General features: G+C 69.5%; 20 protein-coding genes. 9 read left to right on the top strand and 11 right to left on the bottom strand.

What is annotated here, in order from left to right:
* Positions 1–7: 7 nt before the first annotated feature.
* From DC434_RS04445 to DC434_RS04420, 6 genes are read right to left on the bottom strand one after another with little or no spacing between them, the layout of a single operon-like run.
* Positions 8–778: an enoyl-CoA hydratase/isomerase family protein gene (locus DC434_RS04445; protein ID WP_116634102.1), complete on the bottom strand. Its 771-nt coding sequence runs from the start codon at positions 776–778 to the stop codon at positions 8–10.
* Positions 775–1,962, bottom strand: coding sequence for a hypothetical protein (locus DC434_RS04440; RefSeq protein WP_207769902.1), 1,188 nt, complete (start codon positions 1,960–1,962; stop codon positions 775–777). The genes DC434_RS04445 and DC434_RS04440 overlap by 4 nt, the downstream gene beginning before the upstream one ends.
* Positions 1,959–3,185, bottom strand: coding sequence for a CoA transferase (locus tag DC434_RS04435; RefSeq protein WP_116634101.1), 1,227 nt, complete (start codon positions 3,183–3,185; stop codon positions 1,959–1,961). Before DC434_RS04435 ends, DC434_RS04440 begins: the two co-directional genes overlap by 4 nt.
* Before the next feature lie 23 nt (positions 3,186–3,208).
* Positions 3,209–4,276: a Gfo/Idh/MocA family oxidoreductase gene (locus DC434_RS04430; protein ID WP_165807995.1), complete on the bottom strand. Its 1,068-nt coding sequence runs from the start codon at positions 4,274–4,276 to the stop codon at positions 3,209–3,211.
* Positions 4,273–5,232 (bottom strand): MBL fold metallo-hydrolase, encoded by a 960-nt coding sequence (locus DC434_RS04425; RefSeq protein WP_116634099.1) that lies wholly within the window; start codon positions 5,230–5,232, stop codon positions 4,273–4,275. Before DC434_RS04425 ends, DC434_RS04430 begins: the two co-directional genes overlap by 4 nt.
* On the bottom strand, positions 5,229–6,383 hold the full coding sequence (locus tag DC434_RS04420; protein WP_116634098.1) for a mandelate racemase/muconate lactonizing enzyme family protein: 1,155 nt from the start codon (positions 6,381–6,383) through the stop codon (positions 5,229–5,231). The genes DC434_RS04425 and DC434_RS04420 overlap by 4 nt, the downstream gene beginning before the upstream one ends.
* A 111-nt stretch (positions 6,384–6,494) precedes the next feature.
* Between DC434_RS04420 and DC434_RS04415 the strand changes: the two genes are divergently transcribed.
* The 8 genes from DC434_RS04415 (at position 6,495) to DC434_RS04380 (ending at position 14,944) form a co-directional block, all read left to right on the top strand.
* Positions 6,495–7,241 carry a FadR/GntR family transcriptional regulator gene (locus DC434_RS04415; protein ID WP_116634097.1) on the top strand — a complete coding sequence of 249 codons (747 nt, stop codon included), beginning with the start codon at positions 6,495–6,497 and terminating at the stop codon, positions 7,239–7,241.
* A 150-nt stretch (positions 7,242–7,391) separates the two neighbouring features.
* The gene (locus DC434_RS04410) at positions 7,392–8,654 is read left to right on the top strand and encodes an extracellular solute-binding protein (protein ID WP_116634096.1); all 1,263 of its coding nucleotides are present in this window, start codon (positions 7,392–7,394) and stop codon (positions 8,652–8,654) included.
* 4 nt (positions 8,655–8,658) lie between these two features.
* Positions 8,659–9,633: a sugar ABC transporter permease gene (locus tag DC434_RS04405; protein ID WP_207769901.1), complete on the top strand. Its 975-nt coding sequence runs from the start codon at positions 8,659–8,661 to the stop codon at positions 9,631–9,633.
* The gene (locus DC434_RS04400) at positions 9,633–10,460 is read left to right on the top strand and encodes a carbohydrate ABC transporter permease (protein ID WP_116634095.1); all 828 of its coding nucleotides are present in this window, start codon (positions 9,633–9,635) and stop codon (positions 10,458–10,460) included. The genes DC434_RS04405 and DC434_RS04400 overlap by 1 nt, the downstream gene beginning before the upstream one ends.
* A 4-nt stretch (positions 10,461–10,464) precedes the next feature.
* Positions 10,465–12,609 carry a right-handed parallel beta-helix repeat-containing protein gene (locus tag DC434_RS04395; protein WP_116634094.1) on the top strand — a complete coding sequence of 715 codons (2,145 nt, stop codon included), beginning with the start codon at positions 10,465–10,467 and terminating at the stop codon, positions 12,607–12,609.
* A 36-nt stretch (positions 12,610–12,645) separates the two neighbouring features.
* The gene (locus DC434_RS04390) at positions 12,646–13,194 is read left to right on the top strand and encodes a DUF2716 domain-containing protein (RefSeq protein WP_116634093.1); all 549 of its coding nucleotides are present in this window, start codon (positions 12,646–12,648) and stop codon (positions 13,192–13,194) included.
* 54 nt (positions 13,195–13,248) lie between these two features.
* Positions 13,249–14,367 carry an Rv2578c family radical SAM protein gene (locus DC434_RS04385; protein WP_116634092.1) on the top strand — a complete coding sequence of 373 codons (1,119 nt, stop codon included), beginning with the start codon at positions 13,249–13,251 and terminating at the stop codon, positions 14,365–14,367.
* Positions 14,368–14,404: 37 nt separating this feature from the next.
* Positions 14,405–14,944 (top strand): YaeQ family protein, encoded by a 540-nt coding sequence (locus DC434_RS04380; protein ID WP_116634091.1) that lies wholly within the window; start codon positions 14,405–14,407, stop codon positions 14,942–14,944.
* Positions 14,945–15,186: 242 nt separating this feature from the next.
* On the opposite strand, the gene DC434_RS04375 is transcribed toward DC434_RS04380, so the two are convergent.
* The gene (locus DC434_RS04375; RefSeq protein WP_116634090.1) at positions 15,187–17,451 is read right to left on the bottom strand and encodes a DEAD/DEAH box helicase; all 2,265 of its coding nucleotides are present in this window, start codon (positions 17,449–17,451) and stop codon (positions 15,187–15,189) included.
* A 276-nt stretch (positions 17,452–17,727) separates the two neighbouring features.
* Between DC434_RS04375 and DC434_RS04370 the strand changes: the two genes are divergently transcribed.
* Positions 17,728–18,624 carry an aldose 1-epimerase family protein gene (locus tag DC434_RS04370; RefSeq protein ID WP_116634089.1) on the top strand — a complete coding sequence of 299 codons (897 nt, stop codon included), beginning with the start codon at positions 17,728–17,730 and terminating at the stop codon, positions 18,622–18,624.
* 121 nt (positions 18,625–18,745) lie between these two features.
* Here the strand turns inward: DC434_RS04370 and DC434_RS04365 are convergent, their stop codons facing one another.
* The 4 genes from DC434_RS04365 to DC434_RS04350 form a co-directional block, all read right to left on the bottom strand.
* Positions 18,746–21,964: an efflux RND transporter permease subunit gene (locus tag DC434_RS04365; protein ID WP_116634088.1), complete on the bottom strand. Its 3,219-nt coding sequence runs from the start codon at positions 21,962–21,964 to the stop codon at positions 18,746–18,748.
* Between the two features lie 15 nt (positions 21,965–21,979).
* Complete coding sequence (locus tag DC434_RS04360) at positions 21,980–22,579, bottom strand: TetR family transcriptional regulator (protein WP_116634087.1); 600 nt, start codon at positions 22,577–22,579, stop codon at positions 21,980–21,982.
* Positions 22,580–22,657: 78 nt separating this feature from the next.
* Complete coding sequence (locus tag DC434_RS04355; protein WP_116634086.1) at positions 22,658–23,017, bottom strand: CrcB family protein; 360 nt, start codon at positions 23,015–23,017, stop codon at positions 22,658–22,660.
* Positions 23,014–23,403 (bottom strand): CrcB family protein, encoded by a 390-nt coding sequence (locus DC434_RS04350; RefSeq protein ID WP_116634085.1) that lies wholly within the window; start codon positions 23,401–23,403, stop codon positions 23,014–23,016. The genes DC434_RS04355 and DC434_RS04350 overlap by 4 nt, the downstream gene beginning before the upstream one ends.
* Positions 23,404–23,473 lie beyond the last annotated feature (70 nt).

Below are 23,473 nucleotides of genomic sequence, written 5' to 3'. Positions count from 1 at the left end.
ATGCGCATCAGCGCCGCCGGAAGACGCCGGGGCGCTTCTCTGCGAACGCCGCGCGGCCCTCGGCGGCATCCTCGGTCGCGAACGTGATGCCCTGCATCTCGCGCTCGTACGCGATGGCCTGGTCCTGCGGCAGGTTGAACGCCGCGCGGAGGTTCGCCTTGGCCGTCTCGGCGGCGATCGGCGGGCGGGACGCGATCGTCGACGCGAGTTCCTGCGCGCGCTCGATCAGCGCGTCGGCCGGGACCACCTCGCTGATCAGGCCCCAGGCCAGTGCACGCTGCGCGTCGATCGGGTCGCCGGTGAGCAGCATCAGCGCCGCGTTGCTCGCGCCGATCGAGTTCGCGAGCAGCACCGACATCCCGCCGCCGCCGATCCAGCCGAGCTTGATCTCGGGCGCGGCGAAGCTCGCGGTGTCGGCGGCGATGCGGATGTCGCAGGTGAGCGATGCCTCGAGCCCTCCGCCGAACGCGTATCCGTTGACGGCCGCGATCACGGGCTTGCGGAGCTCCCTCAGGGCATCGCAGTAGTCGCGCCGGTTGCGGAAGTCCCACGGCGTCTCGTACTGGTCGAGCGTCGAGATGTCGCTGCCCGCGCTGAACGCACGGCCGGTTCCGGTGTAGACGACGGCTCGCACCTCCGGGTCGTCGTTCAGGTCGCGGACGATGCGCACGAGCGCGTCGCTCATCTCCTGCGTGACGGCGTTCAGCTTCTGCGGCCGGTTGAGCCGCACGGTCGCGACGTGCCCCTGACGCTCGACGACGATGAGTTCCTCGGTCATGGTCGTACCTCCTGGAGGGATGTCGAAGCGCCGGCCCCCTGGGTCGCTGAGCCTGTCGAAGCGCCGGCCCCCTGGGTCGCTGAGCCTGTCGAAGCGGCGAGCGGAGCGAACCGCTCCTCGAGCTCGTCGAGCGCGCCGTCCGCGGACCGCTCCCCCGCGACGACAGCGCGGACGACGGCGGATGCCGCGGACTGGAACGGGATGTACCCCGCGACGCGCGGTCGCACCCACGAGGCCTCGATGGTCGAGAGGGTCTGCGAGTAGAACCCGTGCGCTGCCGCGTCGACCGCGGCATCCGTCCACGCCGCCCGCAGGCCCGGCTGTCCCTCGTGCTGCGGGATGAACCCCGTCTGCACCTCGCCGCTCAGCAGGCGCCGCAGATGCGCGAGCAGCGCGGCCGACGGCTCGGACCGCCGGGTGACCGCGATGCCGGTGCCGCCGATCGTCGAGCCGATCCTGCCCGCGAACGCCGGTGCGGGGCCGAACGCGAGCGTCGGCGAGCTGTGGGTCACGTACCCGTAGACGAGGGGGATGTACCCGATGTCCCCGCGATCGCGCAGACGGTCCAGCAGACCGATCGGATTCAGCAGCTCCGTGCCCTCCGGCGCGTTCGCGGAGAGCCGGGTGAGCAGGTCGAGGGCGCGCAGCGCGATGTCGCGGTCGAAGAGTGCCGACCCGCGACCCGGATCGTCGCCGAGCGACACCGCGATCGAGCACAGCGAGAGGAACGCGTGCGGGCCGGCGAGGCTCGTGGCCACGAGGCCGCGCTCGGCCAGCACCAGAGCGTCGTCCCAGGTCTGCGGCGCGTCGACGACGAGGTCGCGCCGGCGAGCGGACACCTGCGTCGCGGCATCCAGCGGCAATGCCCAGAGTCGCCCGTCCATCCGGTACGAGGCGATGCTCGGCCCGACGGCGGCATCCGCCCAGGCACGCAGCTGATCCTCGTCGAAGAGCTCGTCGAGCGGACGGATGCCGTCGCTCGCCAGCGCATCGCCGAGATGCGGATGATCGAGCACGAGCAGGTCGTAGCGCCGCGCCAGCTCATCGATCGGCGCGGACTCGAATCCCTCGAGCGACTGCACCTCCCAGCGCAGGGTGTCGCCGTCGCCGAGATCTCCGGATGCCGCGTCGAGGGCGTTCCGCCCGCGCGGGTGGTCCCAGGTGAGGCCGACGTAGTCGGTCACGACGACACCGCCACCGGCACCGCGGTCTGCGCCACGGCACCGGAATCCAGCAGCTCCTGCGTGCGCTCCGGCGTGACGCCGAGCTCGGCGAGGATCTCGGCCGTGTGCTCGCCGGTCAGCGGTGCGCCGCGATCGATGCGCGCGGGGGTCTTCGCGAACCGGTACGGGAATCCGGGCGTCTTGATGTGCCCCTCGGTCGGGTGCTCGTACTCGACGAAGGTGCCGTTGTGGATGATCTGGGGATCGTTCACCAGGTCCTCATAGCCGTAGACCGGTCCGACCCACATGCCCGCAGGGAGCAGGGTGTCGAGCCAGTGCTGCGTCGGCTGCTCGCGCAGGTGCTTCGCGACCGTCGCGTAGAGCTCATCGCGGTGCGTCCAGCCGTGCACCTCGGCGTCTAGGCCGCGGAACGACGGCTCGTCGAGCACCTCGCCCAGCTTCTCCAGATCGGCGAACCCGAGCGCGAGGTAGCCGTCGGTCGTGGCGAAGATGCCGTAGGGCGCACGGATGTAGACGTGCGCGTTCGGCTCGGTGCCGCGCTGCTGCGGCACGCCGCCGACCGTGTACACGCTGAGCTCCTGCATCTGCAGGGTGGTCAGCGCGTCGAGCATGTTCACCGTCACGAGCTGGCCCTCGCCGGTGCGCTCCCGGTGCAGCAGCGCGGCGAGCACCGCTTCGAATGCGGTCGACGCCGTCACGGCATCCGCCAGGTACTGGCCGGCAGGAGACGGCGGTTCGCCTTCGCGTCCGGCGGACAGCATCGCGCCGCTCATGGCCTGCAGGATGAGGTCCTGTCCCGGACGGTCCTTGTACGGGCCGTCCTCGCCGTAGCCCGACATCGAGACGTACACCAGCGAGGGGTTGATCGCGGAAAGCGATTCGTAGTCGAGGCCGAGGCGCGCGGCGACCCCCGGACGGTAGTTCTGCAGGAAGACGTCGGCTCCGGCGATGAGGTCGCGGACGACCTCGCGTCCGGCATCCGATTTGAGGTCGACGGCCAGCGAGCGCTTGTTGCGGTTGAGGGAGAGGAACGAAACGTTAATCTCGTTGCCCTTCGCTCCGCCGGCCGCGGCGAAGCGCTGCCACTCGCCGGCGGTCGGCTCGACCTTGATCACGTCGGCGCCGAGATCGCCGAGCCGCTGGGCGGCGAAGGGACCGGCCATCGCGATCGAGCAGTCGATGACACGATAGCCGTCGAGGATGCTGCGGGGAGTTTCGGACATGACCTACCTCGGGTGCGGGGGTTTCAGACGGGGGTGTCGACGCCGCCGGCGGCGGACGACCGCAGCAGCGCGTCGATGAGCTCGACGGAGCGCGCGGCGACCGTGACATCGGAGTTGTTCTCGGTGCTCGCACCCGTGATCAGCTCGATGAAGCGCGCCGGCGGGATCAGGCACTCGTACTCGCCCTCGCCCTCCGCGATCGCGACCTCTTCGCGGCGACCGTCGTAGCGGCTGAGCGTGACGCGCTCGCGCTCGACGTCGATCATGAGCACGCCCTCGGTGCCGAACAGGCGGATGTCGACCTGGTACTTGTCGCCGTCGGCGAGGGTGGCGGCGCCCGACAGCGAGCCGATCGCGCCGCCTGCGAAGCGGATGACCCCCGCGTCGAAGAGGTCGACCGGCCCACCGGCGGTGATCACCCGGCCGGCGACCGAGGCCGCCCGGAGACCCGTGAGCCAGAAAAGCAGGGCCGAGGAATGCGTGATCTGCCCGTGCGCGTACCCGCCACCCTTCTCGGGGCTCGACCAGGTGCGCGGGTCGGGTGCGGTGTCGGAGTTCCAGCGCTCGAGCATGTGCGACGGGTCGGTGCCGAAGAGCCCGCGCGTCGGCGAGGCCATGTGGCACATCGCGTACTGGATCTCGCCGATCGCCCCCGACTCGAGGATCCGCCTGGCGGCGACCGTGAACGGCTTGTAGTTCCAGCCGTAGGGGACGAGGAAGACGGTGCCTGCCCGCTCGGCCCGCGCCGCCAGGTCCCAGGCTTCGTCGGCGTGCAGCGTCATCGGCTTCTCGCACAGCACGTGCAGCCCGCGGTCGAGCGCCCGAGCGGCGAGAGGATGGTGCAGATCGTGCGGGGTCGAGATCACGACCGCGTCGATGTCGGCATCCAGCAGTTCGGTCGCGTCCTCGGTCGCGAAGGCGAAGCCGAATCTCTCGCGGATGGACTCGAGGCCGTCGCCCTTGCCGCAGACGCCGACGAGCTCGACGTCGTCGCGTGCTGCGAACAGCGGGAAGTGGTTGCTGGTCGCCCACCAGCCGGCGCCGATCGCGCCGAGACGGACCTTCCTGCCGACCACCGTCGACGTGCTCACGCGATCCACCGCCATGTGCGGATGCCGTCTCTCTCACCCTCGACGACCCGTCCCCGGGCGACGAGTCGCTCGAGGTTACCGGTCATCGGGAAGATGAGGTACTCGGCCGCGGCCTCCGGCCACGGACCGAGATCGGGGGCGGCGCGGTGGATGAGGTCGAGCGAGGTGAGCTCCACCCCCGAGGCCAGCACCTGCTCGATCACCCGGTCGACGCGCTCGGTGTAGGCGTGGGAGTCATCGAGGAACTCCCCGACGGCTGCCCCCTCGTACACGGGATAGTGCGCGGTCAGGAGAAGGTCGGCGTCGAGAGCCCGCAGACGGCGGATGCTGTCGACATACGCGACCGTGTCGCGGTAGGTCGGCGGGAACGCGGCGCGACCGTCGGCCGTCGGCACGGTCTCGCCCAGCACGGCGTCGGAGATGAGGAGCGTGTCGTTCTCGGCATCGCGGAGCGCCAGGTGACCCGGCGAGTGCCCGGGCGCCGACAGCACCTCGATCAGACGGTCGCCGAGGTCGAAGGTCTCGCCGCCGTCGAGAGACCGGTGCACGGGGACCAGCCCCGTCGCACGACGCACCTCCGCCGTGGTCTCGGGCGGGTCGTCGAAGCGGTCACGGGCGGCGAACTCGCCGTAGCGGCCGGAGATGAGCAGCTCGACGTCTTCGGTCATCGGCACATCGGCGCGTCCGGCGAGGAATTCGGCATGCGGGGCGACGGCGGCGAGCGCGGCGTTGCCGCCGGTGTGGTCGAAGTCGCAGTGCGAGCTGATCACCCAGCGGATGTCGGTCGGATCGAACCCGATCTCGTCGAGGTACGGCAGCAGGGTGCCGGGCACGGAGTCCGCGACACCCGTGTCGAACAGCAGCGCACCGTCGGGACCGGTGAGCAGGTGCATCGCGATGAATCGCTCGCCGAGGGGCGCCACGATGCGATGGATGCCGGGACGGAGCTGCATCATTCGCCCCAGGCGCCGTTGTCGACCAGGCGCAGACCGGCGCGCGGAGAGCGCACGTGGGGTCCCGCCGGCTCCTGCCAGTCGGCGTCGCTGCGCGCCTTGAGGATCAGCGCCTCGTCGACGTCGATGCCGACGCCGGGTCGGTCGCCCAGCACGATGCCGCCGCTCTCGAACTCCTGGTCGAGCGTGAGCCCGAACGGGGATCCGAGATCCTGCACCTCGGCGGAGAGATGGTTCGGCACGGCCGCGGCGGCCGCGGTGACCGTGTGGTTCGCAGTGAGGCCCACCGGGCTCACCGGCAGGTCGCGGCTGTGCGCGGTGACGGCGACGCGGAGGAAGTGGGTGATGCCCCAGACCGCTCCGGCCTGCACGATGTCGGCGCCACCGGCGTCGAGCAGCGGCCGGTACTGCTCGAGGCCGGTGAGGTTCTCGCCGGTCGCGACCGACGCCTTGATGGCCGCGCTCAGTCGTGCGTGGCCCGCGGCATCCCATCGACGGAGCGGCTCCTCGACCCAGGTGAGGTCGAGATGCTCCTCGAGGGCGCCGACGTGGCGGACGGCCTGCTTGAGGTTCCACGACTCGTTGGCGTCGAGCATGAGCGCCGGCGGCGCGCCGTTCGCGGTGAGGAGGTCGGTGAGGATGCCGAAGCGACGCAGATCCGCCTCGACGTTGCGACCGCCCTTGAGCTTGGCGGCGGTGTAGCCGCGATCGGCGAAACGGCGGTAGAGCTCGGCGAGCTGCTCGTCGGTCAAGGCAGCGTCGAGGCCGGAGGCGTAGCCGGGCACGAAGCGGTCGCCCGCGCCGAGCAGTCGCCAGAGCGGCTCGCCGGCGAGCTTGGCCTTGATGTCCCAGAGCGCGGTGTCGAAGGCGCCGATGCCGCCGAAGGTCGCACCGCCGTGCGACGACTTGAAGACCCGCGCGAGCATCGCGTCGTAGAGAGTGGTCACCGCGCGGGGGTCCTGCCCCTCGATGGCCGGGAAGAGCCGGTCGAGATCGGCGTGCGATCCCATGCCGACGCCCTCGACGCCCTCGTCGGTCTCGAGGATCACCAGAGGGACGTCGGTGACGCCGGATGCGATGAATCCGTTGACGTCGCCGACGGGCCGCCCCCAGTCGTGGACGGTGCGCAGTGTGCGGTAGCCGGTGATCTTCATGTCGCCCTTGAGTGTGAGAGATCGAGCAGTACTAAACACCATACATCATATGTCTGGGGTTTCGCGAGTGTCCGGTGTCGAGGGGGCAGGGACGTGAATAGAGTGTCTGGCATGACCCTGCCCGCAGATCCTGCCACCGCCGGTCGCGCACGCACCCCGATCGACCGCATCGGCGCGACCGTCCTGAAGGAGCTCGTCCAGTCGATCGTGACCGGCGAGTTCGGCCCCGGCGACCTGCTCCCCCCGGAGAGCGTCATCAGCGTTCAGTTCGGCGTGAGCCGCACCGTCATCCGCGAGACCATGAAGCGTCTGCAGGAGAAGGGCATGGTGACCGTCGCCCAGGGCCGCGGCACGCACGTGAATCCGTCGACGAGCTGGAACGTGCTCGACCCCCTGGTGCTGTCGACGATGATCACGAACGACTCCACCCTCGGCGTCCTCGACGACCTCAGCGTCGTCCGGGGCGCGCTCGAGGCCGCGATGGCGGCGGCAGCAGCGACCGCCGTCGATGACGAGGCGCGGACCCGGCTCCAGGACGACCTGGCCGCGATGGCCGAGTGCGTCGACGACTCCGCCGCATTCCGCGAGGCCGACCTGCGATTCCACCGCTCCGTCATGGAGCTCTCCGACAACGCGCTGGCCGAGAACATCGCCCGCGTGCTGATCACGCACGCCGTGGGCAGCGATCGCTTCACGGGCATCGACCCCGCGCACGCGTTCGAGCTCACCCTCGCCGAGCACGAGAAGATCGTCGAGGCGATCTCCGCCGGCGACGCGGAGGGCGCCAGGGTCGCGATGAGCGCGCACATCCTCGGGTCGTGGTCCCGCCGGCGCCTGCCGTCCGAGAAGCGCGCCTGACGGCATCCGTCCGGCCTACGCGAGAAACCCCTGAACATCAGTCATGTGACCTTTGCTTGCTCGTTTTCATAAGACGTAGTATGTTTCCATCAGAGACCTGCACCCTCGGGTCCTGCAGCAAACTTCTTCATCAACGTTGAGAGGATCGCAATGAAGCGAAGGATCGCCATCCCCGCCGCCATCGGAGTGGCGGCACTTGCACTCACCGGCTGCGGAGGTGCATCGCCCAGCGGCACGACCGGAGGCTCCGGCAGCGACGACAAGCTCGTCATCTGGAACTGGGGCGACGCCGACGAGGCCGCGGCCGCGTACACCGAAGACGTCAAGGCCGCATTCGCGGAGAAGCACCCCGACGTCGAGGTCGAGATCGTCAACCAGCCGTTCGACCAGTACTACACGCTGCTCGGCAGCGCGGTCGAGGCCGGCACCGGTCCCGACCTCGCCCTCTTCAACGGCGGCACGCAGCTGAAGAGCCGCGCCGACACCCTCGTCCCCGTCACCGACGAGCTCGCCGACCTCGAGGACACGCTCGCCGGATGGCCCGCGTTCCAGGCCGACGGCGAGACGTACTCGGCGCCGATGTTCCTGCAGGGCTTCCCCATCTACTACAACAAGGCGCTGTTCACCGCCGCAGGCCTCGACGCCGACACCCCGCCGGCGACCTGGGACGAGCTCGCCGAGGCCTGCACCGCGATCACCGAGAAGACGGATGCCTCGTGCTTCGCGCTCGGCAACAAGGAGGGCCTCGGCATCGAGTTCTTCCTCTCGGGCTTCGCCTCGGGCATCTTCACGCCCGAGGAGTACGACGCCTGGATCGACGGCGAGCGCGACTGGACCGGGGAGCACGCCACGCAGGTCCTGCAGATGTGGGCCGACTCGGCAGCCAACGGCTGGTACAACGAGGGCGCGAACTCCACCGCGATGTTCAACGACTCCTTCGACCTCTTCTCCGGCGGCAAGTCGGCGATGGTCGTCGGCCTCATGAGCGGCACGGCGCACTGGAAGCAGTTCGACGAGTTCCTCGGCGAGGACCTCGGATTCATGATGCCGGTCAGCACCAACGACGGCACGACGCTGGCCCTCCCGGCCGAGGGCGGCATCGGCTACGCCGTGCTGAACGAGGACAAGAAGGAGCTCGGCGTCGACTGGATCAAGGCCACCGTCGACCACGACGCCCTCTCGGCCTACTCGCTCGCGGGTGGCCAGATCACGTCGGACACGACGATCGAGCTCGACACCGACATCGCGTCGGCGAACGACATCGTCGGCGAGCTGCCGGGCAGCAAGCCGCTGCTGCACACGGCCCTCGAGGCCGACACGCTCGACCTGCTGCACCGCCTCGGTCAGCAGCTGCTCGGCGGCGAGGTCACCGTGCAGGACGCCGCAGCCCAGCTGGCAGCGTCGGAGGGCTGATCCCTTGTCGACCGACACCACCTCGACCCGGAGCCTTGTTCTCGAGAACAGGGCTCCGGGCCGCGGCCGCACGAAGCGCGGAGGCCGCGCCGATCTGGGCGTGCCGCTGCGCAAGAAGCCGTGGACGTCCGAGCGCATCGCGCCCTACCTCATGGTGCTGCCGGTCATCCTCATCCTCGCCGTCTTCCGGCTCTACCCGCTCCTGCTCGGCGTGAACTACTCGTTCACCGGCGACAAGGAGCTCAACGGACAGTTCATCGGACTGGACAACTACTTCACCCTCCTCGGCGACGCGCGCTTCCAGGCATCCGCCCGCAACGTGCTGGTCGTGCTGCTGTTCGTGCCGATCCAGGTCTTCGTCGCCGGCATCCTCGCGACGTTCGTCTTCCTCAAGATCCCCGGCCACCGCTTCTACCGCAGCGTGTACTTCCTGCCGGTGGTGCTGTCGCCGATCATCATCGGCGCGATCTTCAACATCCTGCTCGCCGCCAACGGCCCGATCAACGGCGCCCTCGGCGCGGTGAACATCCCCGCCGTCGACTTCCTGGGCCTGCCCGGCACCGCGCTCCCCTCCGTGCTCGTCGTGCACATCTGGGCCACGTTCGGCATGGCCTTCACGATCTTCCTCGCCGGCTTCGCGACCCTCGACGCCGAGCTGCTCGACGCCGCGAAGATCGACGGCGCGAACCTGTGGCAGCAGATCGTGCACGTCATCATCCCGAGCCTCAGCCAGACCATCCAGTTCGTGTTCGTCACGACCACGATCGGCATGCTCACCGGCCTGTTCGGCCTGCTCTACACGATGACCGCCGGAGGGCCGGGAGCCGCGAGCTACCTGCCCGAGTTCCTCATCTGGAAGCTCAACGGCGAGGCCCGACCGGCGCTGGCGTCGGCGGCATCCGTCTTCCTGCTGCTCATCGTCCTCGTGATCGGCCTGATCCAGATCCGCGTGCTCCGCCGCGCCACCAAGGAGGCATGATGCGCCGGGAACGCCTGGGCAAGTGGCTCATCGCCATCCCCATGATGCTGCTGGCCATCGCCACCATCGCGCCCATGCTCTACGGGCTGAACATCTCGCTCAAGACGCGCAAGGACTACGTGCTCGACCGCCTGGGCGTCACGCAGACGTTCAACGTGCAGAACTTCATCGACGCGTGGACCAACGCCGACATGGGCCGCTACTTCATGAACACGATCATCGTGACCGTGTTCTCGGTCGCGATCCTGCTCGTGCTCGCCTCGATGTGCGGCTACGCGCTCAGCCACCTGACGTTCCGCGGCAGCAAGGTCGCGTTCCTGATCATCCTGGCGATGATGATGATCCCGTTCCAGGTGATCATGGTCCCGACCATCAAGGTGCTCAGCGACATGGGGCTGATCAACTCGTTCCCGGGGCTGATCATCGCCTACGTCGCACAGTTCCTGCCGTTCACCGTGTTCTTCATGACCTCGTACTACTCCGGCATCCCGAAGGAGCTCACCGAAGCCGCGCGCGTCGACGGCAACGGCCTGTTCGGGGTCTGGGCGCGGATCATGATCCCGGTGGGCAAGCCGGCGCTCATCTCGATGGGCATCCTGAACGCGCTGTTCGTCTGGAACGACATCCTCATCGCGCTCCTGATCATGCAGTCGCCGCAGAACCGCACCGTCATGGTCGGAGTCAGCGCGCTGCGCGGCCAGTACCCCGACAACGTGCCGACGTACATCGCCGGCGTGCTGCTCGCGGTGCTGCCGATCATCATCGTGTACCTGATCTTCCAGCGGCAGATCTCGGCCGGAGTCACCGCCGGCGCCACGAAGGGCTGACTCCATGAGCACGGACCGGATCGAGGTGTACGCCGCTCCGGACGGATCGCCCTACGCGGACGGCTCGCACGGGTACCCCGCGAACGACCTCGCGCACGCGCTCGCCCTCGTGCGGAAGCGTCGCGAGCCGGGGCAGCGCGCCGTGATCTGGATGGCCGGCGGCGAGTATGCCCACGCCGCACCGGTGTCGTTCTCCGCGGCCGATTCGTTCACCTCGGTGGTCGCGGTGGATGCGTCGCACCCACCAGTTCTCCGAGGATCCGCACGCATCACCGGATGGCGGCCGGTCACGGTCAACGGCGTCGACGCGTTCGCCGCCCCCTCCCCCCGCGCCGTCGCCCGCCGCCTGTACGTCGACGGCGTCGCGGCATCCCGTCCCCGCTACCCGCGCGAAGGATTCCTGCGTGTCGAGGAGCAGACCGGGCTCGACCCTGCCGGGAGCTTCGTGGGCACGCTGTTCGACGGCGCAGCATCCTTCCGGTTCGCCGAGGGTGACATCCCGTCGCTCGCTCAGGAAGAGGCGGTCGAGATCGTCGTGCCGCACTACTGGGTGCAGGAGCGGATGCCGATCACCTCGGTCGACCGCGAGAACCGGGTGATCACGAGCTCGCTGCGCAGCATCTTCGCCCTGCGAGACGATGCCGCCGCGCTCTTCGCACGGTACTACCTCGACAACGTCGCCGAGAGCTTCGGCGAGGTCGCGGGCGAGTGGTACCTCGACCCGACGGGCGCACTCGTCGGCGCATCCGGCCCGCACGTGCTGTACCTGCCCGCGCCGGGTGTCGACATCGCGGACCTCGACGTGCGGATGCCGGTGGTCGAGGCCTTCGCGACGCTCGACGGCACGGCCGAGGCGCCGGTGCGCGAGGTGCGGTTCGAGGGCATCCGCTTCGCCGAGGCCGACTTCGAGGCTGTGCCGGCGGCCGTTCCGCCGTTCGGCGTGCGGGAGGACCCGCAGCTTCCCGCCGACGGACGGTACGCGGCCGACGTGCAGGCGGCGAGCAGCGTGCCGGCGGCCCTGCGGTTCTCCTTCGCGCGGTCCTGCGCCGTCGTCGGCGGGGCGATCGAGCGCGTCGGCGGATACGGCGTCAGCCTGGATGCCGGAACGCGCGGCACGCTGATCAGCGGCGTCGAGTTCCGCGATCTGGGTGCGGGCGCGGTGCGCTCGGGCGGCGGGATCGACGCGCTGGCCGCCGACTACAACCAGGCCAACGAGGTCTCGGACTGCCTGATCGAGCGCGGCGGACAGGTCTACCCGAACGCCGTCGCGGTGCTGTTCCAGCACGGGTCGCACAACGTCATCGCGCACAACGAGATCCGCGAGTTCCTCTATTCGGGGATCTCGGTCGGCTGGATGTGGGACTACCTGCACAGCCCGTCCGAGGGCAACCGCATCGAGGGCAACCACATCCACCACCTGGGCGGCGGACTGCTCAACGACATGGGCGGCGTCTATCTGCTGGGCATCGCGCCCGGCACCGTGATCCGCGGCAACCGCATCCACGATGTCGAGTGCGCGAACTACGGCGGGTGGGGCATCTACCTCGACGAGGGATCCTCGCACGTGGTCATCGAGCAGAACGTCGTGCACGACGTCTCGAGCCAGGCGTACCACCAGCACTACGGCCGCGAGGCGATCATCCGCGACAACGTCTGGGCGTTCGGCCGCAACGGGCAGATCTCGATCACCCGGCCGGAGGACCACGTGTCGTTCACGTTCCACCGCAACATCGTCGTCGGCGACGGGATGCCGGCGTTCGTCGGATATCCGGACCACCGTGACATCCGGAACTTCGGCATCGACAGCGACCTCAACCTGTTCTGGGACGCGGCGCCGATCGACGGCGCCGCGCGTGCGGCGAACGCGGCGCGCGCGACCGGCGCGGACGGACGGGTCGGCTTCGAGATCGTCGAGCCGCTCGACGACGAATGGGCCCGGCTCGGGCACGACCGTCATTCCGTCACGGCCGATCCGCTGTTCGTGGATGCGGAGGCGCGCGACCTGCGGGTGCGTTCCGGGTCTCCGGCGGAAGAACTGGGTATCCGAGTGCCGGACGTCCGCGGTGCCGGGCCGCGGCCGGTCGCTGAGCGTTGGCATCCGCTGGCCTCGGAGACGCGCGTCGACCCGTTCCTCCCCACGCAGGGCTAGGCGTTCGAGACGTCGGCGACTGGATAGGGTTGCCGGATGGAGATCGTCGAACCGGGCCGGCCAGGGTGGCGGCCGATGACGCCGATCGAGCGGGAGACCGCCTGGGATCGCTTCGACGAGACTTTCGATTTCCGCGCGTCGGTGAATCCTGAAGGCTGGCCGGCGATTGATGAGCCGGCTCCGTCGGTCACTTTCGATCTCTCGGTGTCGAACGGGCCGCGCCTGCTCACGGCGTTCGCGGCGCTGAACGCCGAGGCGCTGCGCTGCTTCGTCTGGGCACTCCCCGACATCGACGAACTGCTGGTGCTCGATTGGCAGCACACGGCATGGTGGTTCGATCCGAGGCTCGATGACGCTCCCGCGCAGTGGGACGACGTGCAGCGCGCCCAGCCGACGGTGTTCCCCGACGGGGACTACTTCGCCTTCTTGAGTCCGGACATGACGGAGGGGACGTTCGGGCACCCCTGGGAGCAGACGCTCTGCGTGATGGGCGATCGACTCATCGACACGCTGGGGAAGTCCTTGGCCCTGTGGTTGCCTGTTGTTCGCGTGAACGGTGAATCCACCGAGGGGCGCCGGAGCTAGTTCGTTTCTTCGAATCTCGCTTGCGTTACGTTCGTTCGCATGTTCGAATAGAGCATGCGCTGGCAGGGACAGAAGCTCGGAGAGAAGGATGCTGCGGCACTCCCCGGTCTCGAAGACCGGTCGAGCGTGCTGCGGTCGGTGACGACGCCCGAGTTCGCCGGCATGACCTTCCACGAGGTGCTGTCGAAGTCCGCGCTGAACCATGTTCCGGGCGCTTCGCGCATGCCCTTCGCGTGGACGATCAACCCGTACCGCGGATGCAGTCATGCCTGCCTTTACTGTTTCGCTCGCGGCACCCATGAGTACCTCGACCTCGACGGAGGAGCCGACTTCGACTCGCAGATCGTCGTGAAGGTCAACGTCGTGGACGTGCTCGAGAAGGAGCTCCGCAAGGGCAGCTGGCAGCACGAGACCGTCGCGCTCGGCACGAACACCGACCCGTATCAGCGGGCCGAGGGCCGCTACAAGCTCATGCCGGGGATCATCGAGACGCTCGCGGCATCCGGCACTCCCCTGTCGATCCTCACGAAGGGCACGCTGATCCGGCGCGACATCCCACTCCTCGTCAGGGCCGCCGGGCGCGTTCCGGTCGACGTGCAGATGTCGATCGCCATGTATGACGACGAGCTGCAGAAGTCGATCGAACCGGGGGCTCCGACGACCCAGGCGCGGCTCGACACCGTGCGCGCTCTCGCAGATGCCGGGTTCCGGGTGACGGTCTTCCTGATGCCGATCATGCCGCACATGACGGACTCGGTCGAAGCGATCGACGACGCGCTCACGCGCATCAAGGCAACCGGTGCGCGCAGCGTGATCTACGGCGCACTGCACCTGCGCCCCGGGGTGAAGCCGTGGTTCTTCCAGTGGCTCGAGAGGGCCCGCCCCGACCTCGTGTCGTCGTACCGCGGACTGTATCCCGGTGCCTCCGCCGAGGCCCCGAAGGCATACCGGCAGTGGCTCGCCAAGCGCGCGCGTCCGCTCATCCGTGCCCACGGGCTCGACGGCCGGCACGAAGACGACTATCCGCAGCGCGGAGTCCGCCCCGGCCAGGGGCACGTCGAGTCGATCTGGCGTCAGGGCGGCGTGCAGAGCACCGGCCGCCCGAGCAGCGCCGTCACGTTCCGGACGACAGGGTCGGGCTCGGCATCCCTCGCGCAGCCGATGCTCTTCTGAACGGGCGTGCTCCCGCGGCCGCGTAGGCTCGACAGTTATGGCTACCGGCTCCACGATGCACACGTTCGACGTCCAGCTGGCCGACACCGATCGGGGCGTCTACGAGGACTACGCGCTGCGCGTGGCGCGGCATCCGTCCGAGACCGACGCCTACATGATCACGCGCGTCCTGGCCCACGGTCTCGAGCACGCGGAGGGGATCGCGTTCGGCGACGGCATCTCGTCGACGGAGGAACCCGCGGTGATCGTGCGGGACATGACCGGTGCCATCATGGCCTGGATCGAGATCGGCGCCCCCGACGCCGAGCGCCTTCACTACGGCAGCCGCCTCGCCGAGCGCACCGTCGTCTACACGCACCGCGACCCCGCCAAGGTGATCGCGCCGTGGGCGGGGAAGAAGATCCACCGGTCGGATGAGATCCGCGTCTACAGCTTCGATCCCGGCTTCATCGACGCGGCCGCGGCACTGATCGAGCGCCGGAACACGATGACCCTCACGGTCACCGAGCAGGTGCTCTACCTCGACCTGAACGGCACGAGCCTCACCTCGGCCATCCACGAGCACGAGCTGGCCTGACGGCACCTCGCCCTCGGGCGGAGATCTCTCCGTCGGGAGGAGCCCTCGGCGCGGAATCTCAGCCCGACGCTGCGATCTCAGCCCGACACTGCGATCTCAGCCCGACGCGGTGTTCTCAGCCCTGTGCGGTCGTTCACAACTCAGCAAGAACAGTGCCGAAAGGGCCCAAGACATGTCGTCCCGGGCCCTTTCGAGCGAATATTGCTGAGTTGTGAACGCGTCGACCTCTCGGCCCGGGCGACTCAGCTCGTGAGAGCCGCCGCGGTCGGCATGCGACCGGTGATCTCCTCGATGATGTCGTCATCGAGACGCGCGTTCTCGAACGGGGCGTCGATCTCGGCGCGGTCGAGCAGCTCGGTCATACGGCGCTGACGCTGACGCGTGATGAGCGTGACCACGCGACCCGAGCGACCGGCGCGGCCGGTGCGGCCGGAGCGGTGCAGGTACGTCTTGTACTCGTCGGGGGCATCGGCCTGGACGACCAGGTCGATGTCGTCGACGTGGATGCCGCGGGCCGCGACATCCGTCGCGACCAGCACGTTCACGCGGCCCGAGGTCAGACGCTCCAGGTTGCGCGTGCGCTTGGCCTGGTTCAGGTCGCCGTGCAGCGAGACGGCCGGGATGCCGGCGTCGTCGAACTGCTCGGCGAGCATGTCGGCGTAGGCACGGGTGCGGGCGAACACGAGAGTCTTGCCCTCGCGATCGACGAGCGAGGTGAGGATGTCGGCCTTGTCGCGGTGCTCGATCACGAGCACGCGGTGCTCGATCGTGCTCGAGCCCTGGTCCTCACCGGCGACCTCGAAGACCGCGGGATCGATCAGGAACTCGTCGACGAGAGCCGCGACCTCACGGTCGAGCGTCGCCGAGAAGAGGAGCTTCTGGCTGCCGTTCGCCGTGTGCCGCAGGATGCGCTGCACGGGCTCGACGAATCCGAGCTCGCACATGTGGTCGGCCTCGTCGAGCACCGCGATGCGGCAGTCGGAGAGGTCGAGCTTGCCCTGGTTGATCAGGTCCTCGATGCGACCGGGGGTGCCGATCACGATGTCGACGCCCTTCTTGAGCGCACCGACCTGACGGCCCTGCGGCACACCACCGTAGATCTGCGTGGTGAACAGGCCGACGCTGCGGGCGATCGGCTGGATCGTGCGGTCGATCTGCAGCGCGAGCTCGCGCGTCGGAGCGAGGATGATCGCGCGCGGGGACCGGCCGAACTCACGGCGCTTACCGGCCTGCGACTTCAGCACGTTCTCGACGAGCGGAGCGCCGAAGGCGATGGTCTTGCCGGAGCCGGTGCGGCCGCGGGCGAGGACGTCGCGGCCCTCGAGCACTGCGGGGATGCTGGCGGCCTGGATGGCGAACGGCGATGCCGCTCCCAGACCGGCCAGAGTCTCGACGATGTTCGAGCCCAGCCCGAGATCGCTGAAGCTCACGCCGTCGACCTCGACCGCCTCGACGGACTTCGCCTCGAGGCGCTCGTGAACGACGTCGGCGCCCGGCTCGAACTTCGCCGCCGCAGGTGCGGGGCGGCTCGTCGCATTCCAGTCGTTGCGGCTCGGACGCTCGTTGCGGGCCGGACGCCCGCGGGTGTCCGAGGTCAGCGGACGCACGCGCTCGGTGCGGTACGCGCCGCCGGTCGACGGACGGGTCCGCTCGCCGCCGCGGGAATCGCGCGCGTCGCGGTCGTACCGCGGGCGCTCGGTGCGGTCGGACGAGGTGCGGTCGTCGCGGCGGGGACGATCGTCGCGCGGCGCGTCGAACGAACGCTGCGTGCGATCGCGGTCGAAAGCGCGGCGCGCGCGATCCGCATCGTACGAGCGCTCCGGGCGCTCGGCGCCTCCGCGGTTCGGGCGGTCGTAGCCACGACCCTGCGGCGCGGCACCCCGATCGTCACGACGCGGACGCTCGTCACGATCGAAGCGCTGGCCACCGCGGTCATCGCGGTAGCTGCCGGGACCGGTGGGACGCTGGCCGCGGCGGTCGTCACGGACCGGACGTCCGCCGTCGCGGTGATCGTTGTCGCGGAAGCCCCGACGCTCGGTCGATGCCCCGCGGTCATCGCGGCGCGCACGGTCGTCGCGATCGAAGCCCTGACCACCGCGGTCATCGCGGTAGGTGCCGGGACCCGTGGGCCGACGGTCGTCACTGCGGTGGTGCGGCGCCTCGCGACGGCCGGACTCGGCGCGGTTGCGGATGCTGCGGGCCTCGTCGCGCCCGGCGCGCTCCTGCGCGTTCCAGCGCTGCTTCGGGGCGCCCGACTCGGCCTCGGCCGGACGATAGCCGCGGTGACCGGCGCTGCGGCTGCCCGGTCGACGGTCGTAGCCGCCGGCGGCGGGAGCGGTGCGGCGTTCGCCGGCATCCGCACGTCCACCGCGCTCAGGGCGGGCGCCGTCACGGGCGGCGTCGCGGCCACCCGCGTGACGGTCGTGGAACGAGGTCTTCTTGGCGCCGTAGCGCGGCTCGAAGTTGGCGGAGGGTCGTCCGCCGCGGGGCTTCTTGTTCTTGGGCAAAGCAGGTGTCCTTCTGAGTTCTCGCACGAGAACAGCGCTGCGCGCACGCGCGAGCACCCGGTGCTTCCTCGCAGAGGAGATGAAGCGGGGTTCCGGACTGTCAGCGGCCGGGGCCATTCATGTGATGGTTGATTTGCGTCGATCGACGCTCACCATCGGCCCCTGGACTCACACTTCTTACACAAAAACGTCCGCGCCATGCGCGGGTGTCCGAAGCCGACCGGACGAGTCTAGCGGTCGCACCTGAGAGAGTCATCCGCGCCATACGATGGCGAGGTGAGTTCCGCATCCCCCACCGGCACCCAGGTGCACCTCCAGTCCGGCGACGTCTCGGCCCAGATCGCCCAGGTCGGCGCCTCGCTGCGTTCGCTCCGCATCGGCGACGTCGACCTCGTGACCCCCTATGCGCTCGACATCCCGACCCCGTCGTGCTCCGGTGTGGTCCTCGCACCCTGGCCGAATCGGGTGCGCGACGGGCTCTGGGACGACCGGGGGACCGCGCGCCAGCTCGCCCTCACCGAGCCCAGGTTCCGCAACGCCAGTCACGGGCTGCTGCGCTTCTCGGCCTACGAGATCGAGCAGACGGATGCCGCCGCCACCCTCAGCGCGACGATCGTGCCGCAGACCGGATACCCGTATCTGATCGAGACCTCGGTCACCTATCTGCTGACGGATGCCGGCATCGAGGTCGTCCACGTCCTGACGAACCGGTCGGCCGAACCGGCGCCGGTCGCGCTCGGCACCCACCCGTTCGTCACGATCGGCGATGTCGACCCGCGCGACCTCGTGCTGCGGGTTCCGGCCCAGACCGCGTTCGTGACCGACGAGCGGATGCTCCCCACCGGCACACGTCCGGCCGATGCCGCTCTGCGGGACGGCATCCGTCTGGGCGACACGACCCTCGACACCGGCTTCACCGATCTCGCGCGCGACGAGGACGGGCTGGTCCGCACCACGCTCACGGCTCCCGACGGCCGCCGACTGGCTCTCTGGCAGGGCGAGGGGTTCGACTTCGTGCAGGTCTACACCGCGACGAACTACCCGGGTCAGGACCTCGCTGTCGCGATCGAGCCCATGACGGCGCCGGCCGACGCGCTCAACAGCGGCCTCGGCATCCGCCGTCTCGCCTCCGACGAGTCCTGGACCCTGCGCTGGGGCATCACGCTCGGCTGATTCGCCGCGGTCTCGTCCCTGGGCCGTTCATAACTCCGCAAGAACGGAGGCCACCGGGGCGGGAATGGTCGATTCCGCCCCGGCGGTCCGGATTCTTGCTGAATTGTGAACGCCGTGGCGGCTAGACGAGCCCGCGGTCGCGCAGCTCGCGGCGCGTCAGGTGCGACAGATCGGGCAGACCGCTCGCATCCACGGTGACCGATTCCGGCGATCCGTCCGCAGACGCGCGCGCCTTGGGATCGACCGGCGCGTCCGGATCGGAACCCGCGCCCGCGGCATCCGATCCGCCGCCCTTGCGGGCACGGCGCCGCTCCTTCGCACCCTCGACGAGGTTGTAGAGCGTCGGCAGCACGATCAGGGTCAGCACGGTCGAGGAGAGCAGTCCGCCGATCACCACGATCGCGAGCGGCTGCGAGATGAAGCCGCCATGCCCCGTGATGCCGAGAGCCATCGGGGTCAGCGCCAGGATCGTCGCGAGCGCCGTCATGAGGATCGGCCGCAGTCGCTTCTCGCCACCGGCCTTCACCGCCTCGACGGTCGACAGACCCTTCTCCCGATACTGGTTCACGAGGTCGATGAGCACGATCGCGTTCGTCACCACGATGCCGATCAGCATCAGCACGCCGATCAGCGACGCCACACCGAGCGGCACGCCCGTGACGATCTGCAGCAGGATCGCGCCGGTCGCCGCGAACGGCACCGACACGAGCAGCAGCAGCGGCTGACGCAGCGACTTGAACGTCGCCACCATCACGACGTACACGATGAGGATCGCGGCCAGCATCGCCAGACCCAGCTGCGAGAACGAGTCGGCCTGCTGCGAGGCGACACCGCCGACCTCGGCGGAGGCGCCGTCTGGCAGCTCCGCGGCGGCGAGCGCCTCGTTCACCGACGCCGTCGCGGTCGCGAGGTTGTCGGATGCCGGCGGCACGGTGATCGTCGCGGTGCGGCGGCCCTGCTCCGTGGTGATGGAGGTGGGGCCGTTGCGCTCCTCGACGGTCGCGATGTCCTGCAGCTGCACGATGCCGAGCGGGGTCGGGATCGCGAGGGCCTTCAGGGCGTCGATGGTGGTCGGCGGCTCCGGTGTGACGATGTAGATCGTCAGCGCGGTGTCGTCGATCTCGACGGTGCCGGCCTGCTGCGGGCGCATGGTGCTCGACACGATCGAGCCGACCGCGACCTCGGACAGCCCCCGCTGGGCGGCTGCCGCACGATCGACCACGACGGCGATGTAGGGCAGCGATGCCGCCAGGTTGTCGGTCACCTGGCCGACACCGGCACGTCCGTCGAGCTCGTCCATCACAGACGTCGTCGCGGTCTGCAGGTCGTCGGCGTTCGACGCCGAGACGGCGATCTCGATGTCGCTCGAGCCGAAGCCGGCGGATGCCGCCACCGACACGTCGCCGACCTCGTCGCCGAGTCCGTCGATCGCGTCCTGCACGTCGGCGCGCAGCTTCTCCTGATCGGCGTCACCGTCGGTCAGCACCGAGTAGGTGACCCCGGCCCCACCCGAGAAGGCGTCGCGCAGCGCCGAGCCGCTCGACCCGATCGATGCCTGCACGTGCTCGATGCCGTCGATGCCCAGCAGAGCGTCCTCGACCTGGACGGCGGCCTCCGACTTCGCCTCGAGGCTCGCGGTCGGACCGAGGTCCTGGGTGACCGTCATCGTGTTCTGGCCCGAGTCGCCGAGGAAGTTGACCTTCATCAGCGGCGCGGCGGCGAGCGTGCCGCCCAGCACCACCACGGCGAGGATCACCGTGACGACCGAGTGCTTCAGAGTCCAGCCGAGGATGGGCCGGTACCGGCGCTGCAGCCATGTGGGCGGAGCATCCGGGTGCTCGGGGTCGATCGCCACGCCGTTCTCGTCGAGCAGCGGCTTGCCGGGGCGGAGGAACCAGTACGCGAGCACCGGCACGATCGTCAGCGAGACGAGCAGGGACGCGATCATGGCGATCGCCACGGTCATCGCGAACGGACGGAAGAGCTCGCCGACCATGTCTCCGACGAACACGATCGGGAGGAACACCGCGACGGTCGTGATCGTGGATGCCGTGACGGCCATCGCGACCTCGCGCACCGCGAGCCTGATCGCATCGCCCTTGTCGGCGTCGCCGACGTAGTGACGCTTGATGTTCTCGATCACGACGATGGAGTCGTCGACCACGCGGCCGATCGCGATCGTGAGCGCGCCGAGCGTCAGGATGTTCAGGGAGTAGCCGAAGGCCTGCAGCCCGATGAAGGTGATGAGCACCGAGGTCGGGATCGAGATCGCCGTCACCAGGGTCGAGCGGATCGACAGCAGGAAGACCAGGATGACGATCACCGCGAACGCGAGTCCGAGAAGGCCCTCCGTCGCGAGGCTCTCGATGGACTGCACGATGAACGGCGCCTGGTCGAAGATGACCGTGAACTCGGCATCCGGGAACGCCTTGCCGATCTCGTCCAGCGCGGCGAGCACGCCCTGCGAGACCTCGACGGTGTTCGCGGCAGGGAGCTTGGTGATCGAGATGGAGAGCGCGTCCTTGCCGTCGACGCGCGAGATCGAGCTGATCGGGTCGGACTCCTGCGCGACCGTCGCCACATCGCCGATCGTCAGCGCGCTGCCGACGAGCGGAAGAGCGGCGATCTCGTCGACGGACGTGATCTTCGCGCCCGTCTGGACGGTGAGGGTCTGGCCGTTCTCGGTGATGTCGCCGCCCGGGAAGAGCGTGCCGTTCTGCTGCAGCGCCGACGTGATCGCCTGCGTGCTCTGCCCCTCGGCGGCCAGCAGCGCGAAGTCGGGGGTGATGGTGATCCGCTGGCCGACGCCGCCGATCAGCTGCGCGGCGTTGACGCCGTCGACGTCTTCGAGGTCGGGGATCGCGACGCTCTGGAGCTCTGCCTGTGCGTTGTCCGCATCCTCGAATCCGGTCACCGCCACCTGGATCACCGGGAAGTCGTCGATCGAGACCGCGAGCACCTGCGGGCTCACGTCTTCGGGGAGCTGGCCCGAGATGCGGTTGATCGCCTGCTGGATCTTCTGCTCCGCGGTCGCGAGGTTCGTGCCGTAGGCGAAGGTCGCCTGCACGATCGACGCGTTCGTGGTGCTCGTCGCCGTCGTCCCCTCGAGGCCGGGCACACCCTGGATGGCGGATTCGACCGGCGTCGAGACGTCGTTCTCGACGACCTCGGGCGACGCTCCGGGGTACGTCGTCATGACCATGAGGTTGGGCAGCTCGAGCGAGGGGATGAGCTCCTGCTTGAGGTTGGTCAGCGCCAGACCGCCGAACACCGCGGCGACGATCGTGATGAGGGCGATGAGCGCCCGGTTCTTCAGACTCAGGACGGCGAGATTCGACACGGCGGATTCCTCGGTTCAGGGTGCGGACGGCGCAGCGGTGCGACCGGGGCTGTCATCATTCTCGGGCATGCCGAGGAGCTGGGTGAGTGCGGTCTCGATGAAGGCGCGATCCGGGGTGGTCTCCCGGATCTGGGTGCTCCACATGACCCCGTCGATGAAGATCATCGCGGCTGTCGCCCTGTCGTGCCCGTAGGCAGGCTCGAGCAGGGCGACCAGCTGCTCGGACAGGTGCTGCGCGAGCTTGCGCAGGCGGGGGTCGTGGATGGCGGCGGTGACGACGGCCCGATCGGCTTTCACGGCCCGGGCGTCGTCGAGGCCCTCGGTGATCAGGTCGGCGATCACGGCCGGGCTGACCCCGCGCTCGGCGAGGGCGATGCGCACGCCGTCGAGACGCGCGTCGACCTCGTCCGCGAGGGCGCGGAGAGCGTCGGAGCGGAGGTCGTCGAGCGTGTCGAAGTACTGGGTGGTCGCGCCGAGCGGAACGCCGGCGCGGGCGGCGACCATGCGGTGGGTGAGGCCGTCGGCGCCGACCTCGACGATCAGCTCCGCCGCGGCGGTGACGATCTCCCGACGGCGCGCTTCAGGGTCACGTCGACGACGCGTGCTCTCCCCCATCGGGCACCCCCTGGACTTCCGTACATGTACGTTTGTACATTTTCGGATTGTGAGGATGCTGGGAGCCGTGCTCGCGCCTCAGAGCGCAGCGCCGAGCATGAGCCCGAGCCCCGCCGCGGCGAGCCCCAGCACCAGCATCCCGATCGCGTTGACAGCGGATGCCGGGCGCTCGCCGTCGCGCCAGAGCGCGACCGTGTCGAGCATCGCGGTGCTGAAGGTCGTGTAGCCGCCGAGCAGACCCGCGCCGAGGAGGAACGCCGCATCGGGCAGCGCGGTGGTCACGAGGCCGAGCGCGAAGGACCCGGTGACGTTCACGATGAGGATGCCCCACGGGAGACGGCGGCCGGCGAGACGCGCGACGCCGAGGTCGGCGAGGTAGCGCAGCACGGCACCGATCCCGCCGGCGAGGGCAGCCGCGACGAAGAGCAGCGGATTCACGACGCGGCCTCCGTCGTCCGGCGCGGGCGGCCGAGTCGCAGGCCGAGAGACGCGGCGGCGACGCCCAGCACGAGACTTCCGAGGGCGTAGGCCCCGGCCAGCAGCGGCGCGTCCGTCCACAGCGCCAGCGTGCCGGTCATGAACGCGCTGTATGTCGTGAACCCGCCGAGCACGCCGGTGCCGAGCAGCAGTCGAAGATCGGTGGATGCCGCAAGGCGCGCGGCGACGACGCCGATCAGGAACGCCCCGAGGATGTTCGCGACGAGGACCGCGACCGGGAATCCGCCCTGGTCGGGGATCGCGAGCCCCAGCCCCAGCCGGGCCGCCGTGCCGATCGTCCCGCCGAGGGCGACGAGCAGGACGCGGCGGAAGTTCACTTTCGTCACTGTAGTCGCCTGTGGCAGCGCGGCGCCCCGATGTCAAGGCAGTGGGTCCTGAGCCGCCGAGGGCGTTGAC

It is taken from the genome of Microbacterium sp. TPD7012 (genome assembly GCF_003075395.1).
Taxonomy (GTDB): Bacteria; Actinomycetota; Actinomycetes; order Actinomycetales; family Microbacteriaceae; genus Microbacterium.
Note: the sequence above shows the minus strand (reverse complement) of the source record. Positions and strands in the feature narration are given on the sequence as shown.

Coding starts and splice junctions, on each gene's coding strand:
- DC434_RS04445 (WP_116634102.1), bottom strand. CDS start 778: ATGACCGAGGAACTCATCGTCGTCGAGCGTCAGGGGCACGTCGCGACC.
- DC434_RS04435 (WP_116634101.1), bottom strand. CDS start 3,185: ATGTCCGAAACTCCCCGCAGCATCCTCGACGGCTATCGTGTCATCGAC.
- DC434_RS04425 (WP_116634099.1), bottom strand. CDS start 5,232: ATGATGCAGCTCCGTCCCGGCATCCATCGCATCGTGGCGCCCCTCGGC.
- DC434_RS04420 (WP_116634098.1), bottom strand. CDS start 6,383: ATGAAGATCACCGGCTACCGCACACTGCGCACCGTCCACGACTGGGGG.
- DC434_RS04415 (WP_116634097.1), top strand. CDS start 6,495: ATGACCCTGCCCGCAGATCCTGCCACCGCCGGTCGCGCACGCACCCCG.
- DC434_RS04410 (WP_116634096.1), top strand. CDS start 7,392: ATGAAGCGAAGGATCGCCATCCCCGCCGCCATCGGAGTGGCGGCACTT.
- DC434_RS04400 (WP_116634095.1), top strand. CDS start 9,633: ATGCGCCGGGAACGCCTGGGCAAGTGGCTCATCGCCATCCCCATGATG.
- DC434_RS04395 (WP_116634094.1), top strand. CDS start 10,465: ATGAGCACGGACCGGATCGAGGTGTACGCCGCTCCGGACGGATCGCCC.
- DC434_RS04390 (WP_116634093.1), top strand. CDS start 12,646: ATGGAGATCGTCGAACCGGGCCGGCCAGGGTGGCGGCCGATGACGCCG.
- DC434_RS04385 (WP_116634092.1), top strand. CDS start 13,249: ATGCGCTGGCAGGGACAGAAGCTCGGAGAGAAGGATGCTGCGGCACTC.
- DC434_RS04380 (WP_116634091.1), top strand. CDS start 14,405: ATGGCTACCGGCTCCACGATGCACACGTTCGACGTCCAGCTGGCCGAC.
- DC434_RS04360 (WP_116634087.1), bottom strand. CDS start 22,579: ATGGGGGAGAGCACGCGTCGTCGACGTGACCCTGAAGCGCGCCGTCGG.